This is a genomic window from Veillonella sp. DNF00869 (assembly GCF_001553345.1).
Classification (GTDB): Bacteria; Bacillota; Negativicutes; order Veillonellales; family Veillonellaceae; genus F0422.
Map to the genome: position 1 here is coordinate 83,238 of NZ_KQ960768.1, position 14,493 is coordinate 97,730.

The 14,493-nt window shown below is 36.1% G+C and carries 13 protein-coding genes; all 13 read right to left on the reverse strand.

Features of this window, described 5'->3' with window-relative positions; translation table 11 throughout:
- Positions 1–161: 161 nt before the first annotated feature.
- The 13 genes from csn2 to HMPREF3032_RS03505 all read right to left on the reverse strand — a co-directional run bounded on the left by csn2 (position 162) and on the right by HMPREF3032_RS03505 (position 14,491).
- Entirely contained in the window at positions 162–836 is a 675-nt protein-coding gene (gene csn2, locus HMPREF3032_RS03445; protein WP_062401900.1) for a type II-A CRISPR-associated protein Csn2, read from the reverse strand.
- Complete coding sequence (gene cas2, locus HMPREF3032_RS03450; protein ID WP_062401903.1) at positions 833–1,138, reverse strand: CRISPR-associated endonuclease Cas2; 306 nt, start codon at positions 1,136–1,138, stop codon at positions 833–835. Before cas2 ends, csn2 begins: the two co-directional genes overlap by 4 nt.
- A gap of 4 nt (positions 1,139–1,142) precedes the next feature.
- Positions 1,143–2,021, reverse strand: coding sequence for a type II CRISPR-associated endonuclease Cas1 (gene cas1, locus HMPREF3032_RS03455; protein WP_062401906.1), 879 nt, complete (start codon positions 2,019–2,021; stop codon positions 1,143–1,145).
- A gap of 8 nt (positions 2,022–2,029) precedes the next feature.
- Positions 2,030–6,160: a type II CRISPR RNA-guided endonuclease Cas9 gene (cas9, locus tag HMPREF3032_RS03460; RefSeq protein ID WP_062401908.1), complete on the reverse strand. Its 4,131-nt coding sequence runs from the start codon at positions 6,158–6,160 to the stop codon at positions 2,030–2,032.
- Between the two features lie 489 nt (positions 6,161–6,649).
- Entirely contained in the window at positions 6,650–7,345 is a 696-nt protein-coding gene (locus tag HMPREF3032_RS03465) for a TVP38/TMEM64 family protein (protein ID WP_009353030.1), read from the reverse strand.
- Between the two features lie 27 nt (positions 7,346–7,372).
- Entirely contained in the window at positions 7,373–8,602 is a 1,230-nt protein-coding gene (locus HMPREF3032_RS03470; protein WP_062401909.1) for an aspartate kinase, read from the reverse strand.
- Positions 8,603–8,873: 271 nt separating this feature from the next.
- Positions 8,874–9,269 (reverse strand): class II SORL domain-containing protein, encoded by a 396-nt coding sequence (locus HMPREF3032_RS03475; protein WP_062401911.1) that lies wholly within the window; start codon positions 9,267–9,269, stop codon positions 8,874–8,876.
- 199 nt (positions 9,270–9,468) lie between these two features.
- Complete coding sequence (gene cobO, locus HMPREF3032_RS03480; protein WP_062401913.1) at positions 9,469–10,002, reverse strand: cob(I)yrinic acid a,c-diamide adenosyltransferase; 534 nt, start codon at positions 10,000–10,002, stop codon at positions 9,469–9,471.
- 74 nt (positions 10,003–10,076) lie between these two features.
- Positions 10,077–10,679, reverse strand: coding sequence for a signal peptidase I (lepB, locus tag HMPREF3032_RS03485; RefSeq protein WP_009353044.1), 603 nt, complete (start codon positions 10,677–10,679; stop codon positions 10,077–10,079).
- 51 nt (positions 10,680–10,730) lie between these two features.
- Positions 10,731–11,600 carry a YitT family protein gene (locus HMPREF3032_RS03490; RefSeq protein WP_052847058.1) on the reverse strand — a complete coding sequence of 290 codons (870 nt, stop codon included), beginning with the start codon at positions 11,598–11,600 and terminating at the stop codon, positions 10,731–10,733.
- A gap of 11 nt (positions 11,601–11,611) precedes the next feature.
- Positions 11,612–12,034 (reverse strand): RuvC family protein, encoded by a 423-nt coding sequence (locus tag HMPREF3032_RS03495; protein ID WP_062401915.1) that lies wholly within the window; start codon positions 12,032–12,034, stop codon positions 11,612–11,614.
- A 10-nt stretch (positions 12,035–12,044) separates the two neighbouring features.
- A complete protein-coding gene (locus HMPREF3032_RS03500; protein ID WP_009353051.1) occupies positions 12,045–13,226 on the reverse strand; it encodes a DUF3084 domain-containing protein in 1,182 nt (393 codons plus the stop codon).
- Between the two features lie 173 nt (positions 13,227–13,399).
- The gene (locus HMPREF3032_RS03505; protein ID WP_009353054.1) at positions 13,400–14,491 is read right to left on the reverse strand and encodes an LptF/LptG family permease; all 1,092 of its coding nucleotides are present in this window, start codon (positions 14,489–14,491) and stop codon (positions 13,400–13,402) included.
- Positions 14,492–14,493: the final 2 nt, after the last annotated feature.

Genomic DNA, 14,493 nt, shown 5'->3' on the forward strand with positions numbered 1-14,493 from the left:
ACATTTACAGAATCACACTACTCTCAAACCATTGCCATGGTAGGCTGTATATTCATATTGTTTGAGACATTTACAGAATCACACTACTCTCAAACCCCAAATACAAGTTCAGGGTTCCAAAGCTTGTCCAGTCACCACCAAGTGTAATCCTGTAAATACCGTTAAATCAAGCAGAAGTCATTATCTAAAGTATACCCATTAATTAAAGATTTATCAATATTTTGTAGCCCATATGAACCTGAAGATATACATAGAAAACATAGATGTTTAGCTAATATAGTATTAAAAAATTGATCTAATTCCTCTAGGTCTAAATACAAATCTATATTCATAATTACAAATAAATCTGGATCTAATAATTCATGAACAATATCAATGTAGTCTATTAAACGAGCCACTGTATCTGTATCACTTTCATGTATTTTAAATCCTCCTAACTTAATAAGATCCGCTGCTACAATTTCTTCTTTATGTTCAAGTGCAATGTTGGCTTCAAACTCTAATTTATAGAAGAACTGATGCAGCTTACATACTACATCATGCAAATCTTCCATCATCAAATTACTTTCTTTCACTAAATTAGCATTCAACTTTGTTAAGATTGTTTTACTATTTACATCTACTTGAATGGGGTTCATGATGATATGAAAAGACTTATCAATCGCTATCCTTTCAGCATTCACATTATATATCCAAGGTCCTTCTCCCCCATTATATTGCTCATATAGTTCTAGAATCATATGTCGAAAAACACTATGCTTTTCAATACATAAATAGTTAACTTTTGTACTATTCAAGTCTATCTCAATGGTTGAATCCTGATAAAATAGCTTCATAGGACTATCACTCTTTCTGTTGTATCTAACACTTCAGACTGTGTTTCTCCTATCAATATTTCCATTTTAGAATATTGCTTTTCAGTTACGGTTAATAAACAAATATTTCCATCTGCTGGTTTATGTTCTCGAAGTTGTTTTTCCAGCAATTTAACACTTGTTGTATTTAATACCAACTTCACATACACCGATTCTTGTAGCATAATAAACCCATTGACTAGTAAATATTTCCTAAAATCACGATAGGCTTTCCTATGAACTGATGTTTCTGTCGGTAAATCAAACATTACGAGTACTCTCATAAATCTATAACTCATATGTAATAAACCTAATTAAATCTGGATCCTTATATGTCAGTGCATCCAATACACTTTTGCAATAGATTCCTATGGCATCTTTTAAAATAAAGCTAGTACCTTCTACTTTTACATCTAAAGCTAGTAAACTCACTAGACTAAGTTTTTCTTCCTTTCCAAACTCCTTAGGGGCTAAGTCAACTATTTTGTTATCCACAAATACTCGTAATACCTCTACTAGGTCTGACCCTAAATTGTAAGAATTAAATTGATTTCGATGATTAATTCCCAATTGTGTTATATATCCATTTCTAACAATCTCACGATTAACAGCAGATAAAAATATACTGTACCCATAATCCAATCCAGCATTAATAGGGTTTTCTTGCTCTCTCGTAAAAGTACTGCCAAACAAGCTATTAAAATATACTTTCGCTGCATGTCCTTCTCTCTGAGTTATGTCATTAAAGCATATACCATCAATATAGCCATATAGCATATTGGTTTCATTAGTATGCCCATTCTTTTCAAGCACACGAGCTTGATTATGAATCTTCTCAGCTACGATACGACTCCAAATATGCCCCTTAATTTCATCATCCCAGTTAGCTTGTTCGCGGCATCGTTTACTTGTATTATGACAACCATACAATGGCATTACTTCACTACTAGGATTCCTCTTTTCATCGCAAAAAACTATTTTAACTTTAGCTTTTACTAATGCATTGAGAAGCACGGCAGTTAAACTAACTGCCGTAGATTCAATAATCACCATGTAAATCTCATCAATAAACACTTTCTTTACATCGAATCCCTGCCGAACAATCATATAATTCATCTTAAAATCAAGTTTTGATTGCTTAGTGATAACTACCGTGCGCCAACTCATAGTGTCTCCTATTTTATTTTAATTTCTTGTTCATATAAGCCTGTGATAGATGTTGTAATAACGCTAAATTGTTCCGTATTAGATATATTAATCCCCAGTGTAGAACGAGAACTAGTCATGCCAATTTTTGTAATATCTCGTTTTGTTTTAAAGTTCGTTAACACATTCAACACTTCCAATAGCACACTAGCTTGGTCCTCTAAAGATAATGCTATGAATGTATCAAAGCCAACTGTTCGAAACTCTTCTAATTTATTTCCTTTCATCTTAGAAAATAGAGGCGTATCAAGTTTTTTTAACAACTCTTGATATAAGGCAATATTTTGTTCTTTACTAACTGTAACTTCTTTATGGTTATAAGATGTTTTTATATTCTCAATACGGAATGTTTTTGAGTTTTCTATCTTTTTAATAGCTACTTTTTCTAGCAATTTAATATATACACTCGATGTTATATCCATTACCACATCAACCGCACTATCGACAGAAACATTAGATCCTGTTTTACCACCCATATAATAAGTAAAACCATTAATATTTACTTTACTACCAATATATAGTCCTCGATATAGTATTTGGATATCTACCACTGATGCAGGTTTTTTACAAGTAGATAAATATGCCTCTTCTATTGCCTTATGAATATCTTTCTTACCTGCTATATAAAGTGGTAAGGAAAATATTTCAATTCGATCTTGGTCCGAAGTATCCCTGATATTCAAAATGATATATTCAGAAATGGTAATCGATGTTCTTCCGCCATATTTTTCCACATCTCTTACACGTTCATCAGATGATTTCAATGGCAGATATACACCACGTTTAGCGATTCCTTTTTTGTATATAGTTTCATCAGATAGACCACCTTTTTGAGGTACCGCCCGTTGTGTAACACGTACATCATTACTTTTCATCATCTTTTTCACTATGTCCATATGAATATTAGGATCCCAGATCACCTTCTTAGATTCTTCTGTTAATTTAATTTCATATTCAAACATTTTTGTTAAATTATATGTACGATGTGTCCCTTTTTGTTTAGCAAAGGATAAAAAGTTTTTTGTAAACTTTTCATGATACACATTGCCTACTACGATATTTAGGTACGCATCTTTTGCATGATGATGATGATTAATAGAGCGCACTTTTACAAAGCCATAATCACGTCTAAAATCAGATATATTTTCTGCTTTAGAAAATACTACTTCTGTCTCTGGATACAGTTGATGTAATAAAGTAGTAACCGCCTTAACAGACTGATTCGTAGATACTATCTGACGATTTATAAACTGATTGAGTTCCTCATCGGTTAAGTCTGTTGTACGAACTAAACGATCATATTTCTTTTCGGAAATAAATCCCCTATCCCATAATAATTTCCAAAATCCTTTTTGCTTAGATTGAATAGCCGATAAAATTGGAAACCGGTCTGTTTTCTCTGCATTTAATTGTTTTTCCACTAACACAATATTATGCCAACTGTCATCCTTTGTTAAGCTACGCGGATATATATGGTCAATATCATACGTATCTGTAAACAATTCATGAATATCGATTCTACGGCCAGAATACATACAACGCCCCATTTGTGTAAAGTATAAGTATAGCTTTTTACTATTCAGAGCAGAATCTTCTTTAGATTCCAATTCTTGTTGCAAAACATGTACATCTTCATCTTTAATTTGTTCATATAACTCTTCCAACAGTGCTTTTCTAGACTGAGTCCGTTTTTTATCCGCTTTATTTGTGCGAGCTACTTCTACAAATATTTTCTTTGGTAGTTCTTTACGTATAGATACGATCTCATCAAGGATGCGCAATGTTTGCCATACGCTACGTTTTACCATCGGCGATAAGGATAAATCTTCTAACATTTCAAATGCTGTCTTTTCTTTCGCCCCCAATACGTTTGTCACATATTCTTGGACCACATCAATGAAAGAATAAGAAGAGCTCAATAGTTGCATTAAATTTTCCTGCCCCTCACGCATATGCTCAATGATAGTACCTGCTTCTGCATCGTCATCATTCTTTTTCATACCCCAAATATCTGACAAGAATTTTTTAGACAATCTACCCCAACCTGTATAGGTAAGTTTCCCTAATTTTTTAATTTGTTCTGTAGTAAGACGATCTCCATAATAGTTTTTCAACACTTGTCGCAACATATCTTTACTTTCACCAAAGATAGTGATATATCGAATGATATCTTCTGCCATGGCATAGTCAAAATGTTCCCCTAGGATACGAGTCATGTCTCTGTGGGATGTTAACTTCGTAGCAATCTGTTGGTCCATGCCTGTGATGATAGGCGGTTGTGACACATAGTTATTATCTACTAAATATTTTGCCACCACTTTTTTCGTAGCTGTTTTACTATCTTGCAAGGATATAAAATGGTCTCGGATAAATGCTTGTTTCACATCTGCAGGTAATGGTTTATCGTTGACACGAATATTGTTCAATTCATTCAGCAACGAAAACTCCGCATAGAGCAAGGAATATTTAGGTAACACATCTTGGTCGATTAAATAGGTACATTTGTTAGTTAAGTTTTCAATGAATTTAACCGCCGATGCTTGGACGTCAACTTTTTGTTCAAAGTTCCATGGCAATACTTGTCCTGCTTCTTTACGGACAACCCAAGCAAAACCACCATTTTCAATGGAGTGTGTTGGATTCAATGGCCCCACATAATACGGGATTTTAAATTCTAAGATAGATATAATTTTATCCGCTACGGTCAATCCATCTTCTACTTCATTTAAAAATGGGAAGTTTAGCTTTGCTTTTTCTAGAATGCGTACTAATTCTTCTTTATGCAGTTGATAAGGTACTACCCCATTTTTACTAATTCGTTGAAGTGGTAAAAATGTTCCTTCTTCTAGTTTCTGCACTATACATCTTGTATTTTCTGTTTCTGGTAATACGGAGACTACTTTTCTAACATACTTATAAAACGCTTCTTGTGTTGTAGAGGTATTACCATTCACACCTTGTTTAATATATTTAACGTAATTTGTACCTTTATCTATATCTACAACAAACATGTCATCATATAATTTTTTGTCCTCTTTCAGCACAGATTTTAAAAGCACTAGATCTTCTTTATGTTGATTATAGGATTCTATTTTTGCCTCTGACAAAGATTGCCCAGGCTTTATAATAGAGCTAATCACAATGATATCGTGTAAAACCTTACATTGATCGACAATAGCAAATCGGTCACCCCAAGCATCTTCATAAGCATCCCGTACATCCTCATAGATACCTTCATGTAAATTAATACTCTTAAATTCTTTTTCTTCTGGAAGTACTACTTCTACATCCTCATCTGTAAATAGATTGACCAAATTAGCTTTCAAGCCCATGATGAGATAAGCCCAAGCTTTTAACCTGTTTTTTTCTACACTGGATAATTTTTTTCCTTGTGCAATCAACGGCTCTATCTGCTTTACCTTTTCACTTCGTGCAATACCTCTATCTAGCACTAAATTGGCTATAGACTGGAGCACATTTTCATCCTCCACATAGCTTCCAAAACCTAGTTCTTCTAAAGTAGATCTAAGAACTGAATACATCTCTCCATCTACAGAAAATTCTTTTTTCCCATACAAAAAGTTTCCCCGATATTTTAAGATATGATGAATCGCCAAAAATAACAAACGAATATCTTTCGTGCCTTCTGTCATCAAATGATGGCGCAAATGATAGATGGTTGGAAATTCCTTGTAGTAATCCACATCTGTGTAATTCTTGTCTATGAATAATGTATATTTCACTAGATTTGTTTTATCTTCTACATGGTAGTTTGATTCATGAAGGCGCATGAAAAATGTTTCATCTACAGCATTTATTTCTTTAGAAAACAAAGACTCTAGTAAAATCAATCGAAACTTTCGACGTTGCAGGCGACGACGAGCAGACCGTTTCATACGTGTATCAACAGCTGTTTGTGCCTCTGCAAACAGTCTAGATCCCCACATTTTATGAGATTTAAATTTCAACAACTCATATTGCTCATTTGTAGCTGCCCAGCCTACTGAATTCGTCCCAATATCTAACCCTATATAGTAATTCCCCTTCTTTAGACCTTTGTGTTTACAAATTGAATCCTTATGATTGTCAAAATTACTCATCGTTCTTCTCCTTTTGATCAACTACCATGAAATAATCCCTTATAATAATTCAAGATGAATATCACCATTTGTTATTTAATTGTATTATACTACTAAAAAACCCTTGACTCCATATCTTTTTCTGTATACAATAAAGGTGTCTCAAGGAGTTGAGACATTTACAGAATCACACTACAAGTTCAAATACGAATTTATTTTCATCGCCCTTGGGGCGCCCGCTGTGGGTACTTAACTCAATTCATTAAGAATTGAGTTTTTTTATTATCCTTCTTTAAAAGCACGATACCATACATAGATTATATTACGTTATACTAGCGACTAAACAAAGTATCATAAGACCAAAAAAAGGAACGTTGATCAAACATTATCAACGTTCCTTTTTATATATTTACTCGTATATTAAGACCATAGATAGTCCTAGTAAATACCTCACTGTCTCAAACAGTGAGATACGCCAATCCTACAAATAGTAGGAGGCATCATTTTATATTACCGCTGTTTAGCCCATCGTTGGTATCCTTTCCACAACAGGAAATAGATAACCGTAGCAATGAGCACCACTACTGCCAATCGTCCTAGATTATCTTGTAACAGCACCGTATCGTGACCCACAATCACTTCTAGCGCGGTAGATGGAAACTTACCAATCAAGTTCGCAATGATGTAATCCCGTAAGGAGATTTGACTAATGGCTCCTAAGGCTGTGATGATTCCACTTGGAAAATATGGAATAGATCTAGCAAAAAGCATCATAACTAAACCATTTTTACCACTAAAGTCATCTACTTTCAGTAAAAACTCGCTCTTTTCAATGACCTTATGTGCCGTATCTCGCAAAATGTAGCGCATAATCATAAAACTAAGCACCACACCTACAGTCTCTGCTAACCAAGAAATAATAATCCCTGGCACCACACCAAATAACAAGCCATTGGCTGTAGAAAAGAAGATGGATGGTAAAAATCCCAATGCATTGATGAGCACATCCAGAGCAAAGCTTATCACCATGGCCCATGGCCCATAGGATTGTAATACCTCTGCCATGCGTTGTACATCACCAGAAAGGATTAATTCCCACATATCATCATAGAAACCTGGAACAAGGACGTACACTAGAAGACCCAGTGCTACTAATCCGCTTAACAACCCTAGTTGTATATACCGTTCCTTTTTCTTATCATTCATTCCTATACCTTCTTTTCTAATTGTTACTTAACCTCTGCCGTCTAAAATTAATTTATCGTGAATAGCTCGTACAGCTGTTTTAATATGTTCCTCTCCGATAAGGCAGGAAATACTGATTTCAGATGTACTGATAATCTCGATATTCACACCTTCATCAGATAAAATACCAAACATTTTTGCTGCTACACCTGGTTGTCCCAACATACCAGCACCGATGATGGAAACTTTTGCCATATTTTCATTAATTACACATTCTTCGATAGACATGGATTGACCAAGTTCTTCAAGTACTTGCTTCGCTAAATTCACATCATCACGTGTAATGGTAAACACGATATCCGTGCGCTTGTCATCTGTAGTGCGAATACTTTGTACGATCATGTCTACATCAATGCTCTTATTTGCCAACGCTTGGAATACTTGATGCGCCACACCCGGTACATTTTCTACACCTACAAGACTTACTTTTGCTACATTTGTATCATCTGCAACGCCTGTAATAGCGTATTGATTTGCTTTCATTGTATACTCCTCTCGAATTATCGTGCCTTCTTCATCACTGAAAGTAGATCGTACATGAATTGGCACCCCATACCGATGTCCCATTTCGACCGCTCTTGGTTGCATAACCCCTGCTCCTAAGCGGGCCATTTCTAGCATTTCACCATAGGTGATTTCTTTCAATTTCACGGCTCCTGATGCCACTCGTGGATCTGTGGAGTATACCCCATCTACATCTGTAAAGATTTCACATACATCGGCTTTCATAGCGCCTGCTAATGCTACGGCTGTTGTATCAGAACCGCCACGACCCAATGTAGTAATGTCCCCAGCTTCCGTCATGCCTTGGAAACCCGCCACAACCACAATGTTACCGGCTTCTAAAGCATCTAGCACACGTTTCGGTTCAATATCTAAAATACGTGCTTTCCCAAAGGTATCGCTAGTCGCAATCCCAGCTTGCTCACCTGTCATAGACACCGCTGCATGACCTTTTGCTTGGAATGCTAATGCCATCAATGCAATCGTCACTTGCTCACCGGTGGACAAAAGACGGTCCATTTCACGGCCATACGGCATAGATGTAACTTCTTTCGCCAAGCTCACCAAGTCATCAGTTGTATCGCCCATAGCTGAAACAACAACCACAACACGATCATCTGGTTGTTTGTCGCGCAACACGCGATTTACAATGTTAAATATTTTTTCAGGTGTCGCTACAGAGCTACCACCAAATTTTTTCACAATTAATGCCACTGCAATCCCTCATTTATAAGATACAAAGTATAAAATAATATCTATATTAATCTACCATACTACGCTACTAAAGTAAAGGATTTTTGTAATATTTTACTATTTTTATCATACATTTGTCTTTTTAAGGTAGATATTTCTATATATATTTTTACTATATTATACAACAGTCTATGCCTATACAAATTCTATACGTAATAATAAAGGACTGTCATCCCTTACTAGGGGTAACAGTCCTTATCATAATCAATTCAGTTAGATGTCTAATCCAAAATTAGCCTTCTACTACGATATCTTTTTCAGATTCCCATAAGCCGTGGATGTTGCAGTAAGAAGTTGCAATCAAACGACCAGATTTTTTGAAAGATGCAGTAACAACACCTGCTGCTTCCGCATGTACAGGACCTTCGTTAGCACCTGTAGGAGCTTCACCGTGTACATTGAACTCAAGACGAGCTACTTCGTAAGGAAGTTGTGTACCTTCTTCTACATAGTACAATTTGATCCAAGAAATATGATGTTCTACAGTGTTAGGATGAGCAATTTCTTTACCCACTTCTAATTCGATTACAACGCGTTCGCCAACTTTAACAGTGTCAGGTGCTGTGATTACTGGAACGTGTTTTTCTGTTGCAAATTCAGCTGTTTTTACATAATTTGTGATAGCCATAGGTATAACCCCCTTGAATTAATATCATATCCAAACATGGAAACCTTTCCATGTAAAGCACTAAATTAGTACACTATTATTGTACTTGTTTTTCTTCACTTACGCAAGAACTATTTTTAAGATTTTCGATGTGGTTTTTGCATACCCCTTTTATTTTATGCAACATCCAGTAGTCAATCATACACTTAGATTACCAAAGTTAAAATTCTATGCCACGCTTTGCTTTAATCCCTTGTTGATAGGCATGTTTGATAACTTTCATTTCCGTTACCGTATGCGCCAATTCAATAATCTCTGGGCGTGCATTTCGACCTGTTAAAATCATGTCTAAGTTCTCTGGTTTTGTTTTGAGTAAATTCACTACTGTTTCTACATCTACTAAGCCATAATGAATAGCATAATTGATTTCATCAAGGATAATCAAATCCCATTGACCAGACTTCACTTCTGTTTCCACCATAGCCCACGCTTCTTTTGCTGCTTGTTGATGTTCCTTCATTTTTTCTTCTGATTCATCTTGCTTATGAAAGATGAACCCTTTTCCCATGGATCGAATCTCTACAGTTGGTAGTAATGCAATGCCTGCTAATTCACCATAATTAGCACCACTTTTGATAAATTGTAAAATAAGTACCCTTCTGCCACATCCAGCTGAGCGTAGTGCTACACCTAAAGCTGCTGTTGTCTTGCCTTTTCCATCTCCTGTATTGACTAAGATTAAACCTTCACCCATCTGTCTCTCCACCTTTCTTAGGATATATGGAAATCCCATGCCAAAGCACAGGATTCCTAATGATTGTATTATTGTTAGAATGGATTACGTATATGATACGCTAATTTACCAAGTACATGGTCCACTGGTACGAATCCGATGAACCGACTATCTGAAGAATGATTACGATTGTCTCCCATGACAAATACATGTCCTTCGGGAACAGTAATTGGTAAGGAGCGTTCAAACTTCATAGTCTCTTTTTTAGTATACGGCTCATTTAGCTTGGTACCATTTCTCCAAACATGTCCTTCTTTAAATTCTAATGTATCACCAGGGCGACCAATTACTCGTTTTACCCATACATCATGACCTTGCAAAGATGGTACTACCACACTGGCGTAATTCATCAAAGGTTCCATCACATCATCTTTCCAAGAACGCTCTCGTTGCACGCGACTATCAATGATAACGATATCTTCATAGTTTGGTACATCTCGCATTACATGAGACCATTTACTAATTAATAGGAAATCCCCATTATGTAAAGTATCCTCCATAGATTCGCCGGACACTCTCGTGGGCTGCACAATAAATATATGCGTTAACATGGCTACAATAAGAGCTACAACAATGGCTTGTAACCACTCACGAACTTCTTTCAAAATTTGACTTCCTATGGCTGTATCTTTTTCCATAGACCCTCCTATTCTAAGGATACGTAATGATACGTATCTTACAATTATCTATTAATGAATTGATTTTTTACCAAATTGACCACCAAATACATCATGTACATCATTGATGGTGATAAAAGCATTCTCATCCACTTCGTAAATAATATCTTTCAATTTTGTTAATTCCAATCGCGTCACAACACAATAAATAATACGCTTTGGGGTCTTAGTATAGGCCCCTTCGCCGTACAATAAAGTAACTCCACGACCTAAGCGATGCATCACTACATCAGCGACTTCTTCCGATTTATCAGTAATGACCATAACTCCTTTAGATTCTTCCACCCCAGTAATAACTAGGTCCATCATTTTGTAAGCTACAAAATAGGCAATCAAGGAATACATGGCACTATTCCAATCATATACAAATCCCGCTGCTCCTAAAATAAAGAAGTTCAGGAACATAACGATTTCACCTACGGAAAAGGAACTCTTTTTATCAAAAATGATAGCTACAATTTCAGAGCCATCTAAGGACCCACCATTTCGTATAATAATACCTACTCCAAGCCCCAGAATAATACCGCCGAAGACTGAGGCCAACAAGGGATCATGTACAATAGGAGGTACTTGATGCATGAAAGCAGAAAATACGGAAATACACGCTATAGCAAATAGGGTTGATATGGTAAAACTTTTACCAATTTGCATATACCCTACATATAAAAATGGTAGATTAATTAACATAACGAGTACACTAAATGATATACCAGATAACTTACTAGCCATCAAGGCAATACCTACAACACCACCATCGATAAGGTGATTTGGCACTAAAAATACATCTAGTCCATAGGTATAAATGGCCGCTCCAATAATCATCATAAAGTATCGCATAACCATATCCATTATCTTTCGTTTTCTGCTTTTATGTTCTTTCATCCTTTGGATACTCACTCCTCATTAACTAATAACCAACGTTCTCCAATAATCCATGCCGTAATATCATCGACCGGAACTGGAGGATATAACATGCCTTTAGGCACTAATTTTTTCCACCCTGTCGGCGGATGCACCTCAAAATAACGACGCCTTGCCTCTTCTGTGGTATGCTTTTCATTCATGAATGCAAATACTCTTTCTTGTGATATTGCTAGTGTTTTAACTATGGATCCCACCACTTTGTGATTCGTTCCATTACCACAAACCATATAGGTTATTGTTGGATACATAGCCAGCAAAGTTTCTAATTCCTTTTGAACTGATGCAGTAGACACAATATCCATCATCACTAATTGAGCTGTTTTTGTTAGAATGGCAACGCCTGTTTTATCACGCCCTGGATCAACTGCCAATACATAGGGTTCCAATACCATAGTCCACTCCTCACTGATTCACTGGAATGACACGTAACATTATTTGTACAGGTCCACTAGTGAAAGTATCTTCTCTTGTGACTGCCTCTAATCGTACGGGGCCACGTTGATTTTCTATTTTACGAATAGTAATAAATAACTCATTTCCCGGTAAAGAACCGACTTCACCTGTAATAGGATCTGGTAATATACCGTGTTTTTTCGCTTCCCCATTGACTTCTTTTAAAAATGCCAACACTTGGTCTTGCGCACTTTTACCACCATCTATCAGAGATGACCAAAGGACTGTATCTTTTTTGAAAACCATATCATGAGGATATGCATGAATTTCTGCTAGCGCCGGTTCTCCATAAATAATATTTGCTGAAGCAGTAACACGAATCATCAATGGTTTATCCGTAGAGGCTACTACTTTTGCTACTTCATTTAAGTTGTCCCGGCTCACATAAATGACTGTCTTTTCTTCTTCCATTTGGAATCGATTTAAAATAAGACGATTCGTGTCTTTCAAGAAGCTTGTTAAGGCAGCCATACTTTCTACTTCTCCTAAGCCAGGTCGAATCACAGCTTGGGATAAAACTTCTCCATTACGGAATACCACGTTCCCTTCACGCACATGATTGATACCATCTTCTAATTGTTTCGTAGTTAATTGTAGATCTTGTACATGGCTTTCCAATTGTGTACGTACCTGTTCTAACCTTCCTACTTCTGCATTAGAGTTAACAAGTTTTTGTTCCGCTTCTGCATAAGCATCTTGAATCGATACTAATTGATCTCCCATGCTAGATAAAGCGCTGCGAGTTTCTTCTAGCTCTTGCTCCGTTGCTTGTACATCACTTTGTACCTTTTGCAATTGTTTATTTTTTTGATTCAATTCATCATTACTTTGTTGTAATGCCTTCGTTTTTTGATCTATATCTGCTGAAAGTTGCGCCATTTCAGCTTTCAATTTATCCATACCAAATAAAGCGGTCCGTACATTGTTTGAAGCAATACTCAACACGCCTATCGTAGCAGCAGAAATGAATATCCCCGTTACAATAGTCACAATAATAGATGTATGTTTAGGACGCAACCCAAACAAACTCATCCTCCGTTTCCCTACTTTAGTGCCGATTTTATCGCCTAAAAATGCAATTAATCCCCCCATAATGGTAATAATAAGGAGAATCCGTAGTCCTACTAACATGGTCATATACCTCAATGTAAAATACTAGTCCTATATCTTTACTTAGTATATCAAAATCCCTAGTACACTACAATGGTTATACAATAAAAGGTCTCCATATACTCATCTGCAATCAAGATATAAAAGAGTAGCATTACTTACTAAATTAGTAATGCTACCCCTGTAAAATCTTATTATTTAGATACTCTCCAGTTTAAATATAAACCAGCTAATACACCTAACGTATTAGGAATCCACGCTGCTAATACTGGTGGTAACGCCCCTCCTTTACCTAGAGCGCCAGACAATGTCATTACCCCATAATAAATAAAGATAACTAACACAGAAATGCCAAATCCAATAGAAGAGCTAGACCGTTGTTTTTGTAAACCTAATGGTGCTCCTACCAAGGCAAAAATAAAGCTTGCTACAGGAATAGTAAAGCGTTGATACATTTCCATTTGCCATTCTGTAATTTTACCACCAGTAGCCTCCATCGCTTTGATTTGCTGTCTAATCTCTTTGATGGTCATCTCTTCTGGCTTACGTTGAGATCGACTAATTTTATCTGGATCTTGCGTAATTGGCAATACTTGTTCTTCAAACTTCATAGTTCGATCAATACCCTCACCAGATGCATTAATATCATAAATAGTACCATCGTGCATAATCCAGTATTGACCGTTCCAATTCGCAGTTTTAGCACGTTCAATTTGTGTCACTTGTCCATCCGTAAATTGTTGCACTGTAATATCAGACAACAGTTTAGTAGAGCTATCATATTTACCTGCATACATTAAGGTGTTAATCTTTTTGTCTGCTAATGTTTTTAATACAATATGTTCCTGTGTTTGTGGAGTAGCACGTTTCATAATCTCCTCACGGATAATCGTTTGATACGCATGGTTCGCTGCTGGCACTACATATTCATTAAAAGCAATAGAGCAAAGAGAAATAAGAAATGCCATGATATATACAGGTGTGGCCAAACGTAAAAAGTTTTGTCCCCCCGCACGCATCACGATAATTTCACTACTACCACTTAATCGACCAAATGTCATAAGCGATCCTAGTAGAACAGACATAGGAAAGGTTAATATTACAATATTCGGTAATGCCAATAAAAAAGCTCTAGTCACAGACCATAAACTAGCCCCATATTCTGTAATATATTGGGCAATACGAAATAGCGTACCTGTTCCAATAAAAATGCTAGTAAAGGCAAAAATCCCAAACAGAAATGGCCCTATGAAAGCTTTCAATATATATTTATCTAAAATTCTCATAC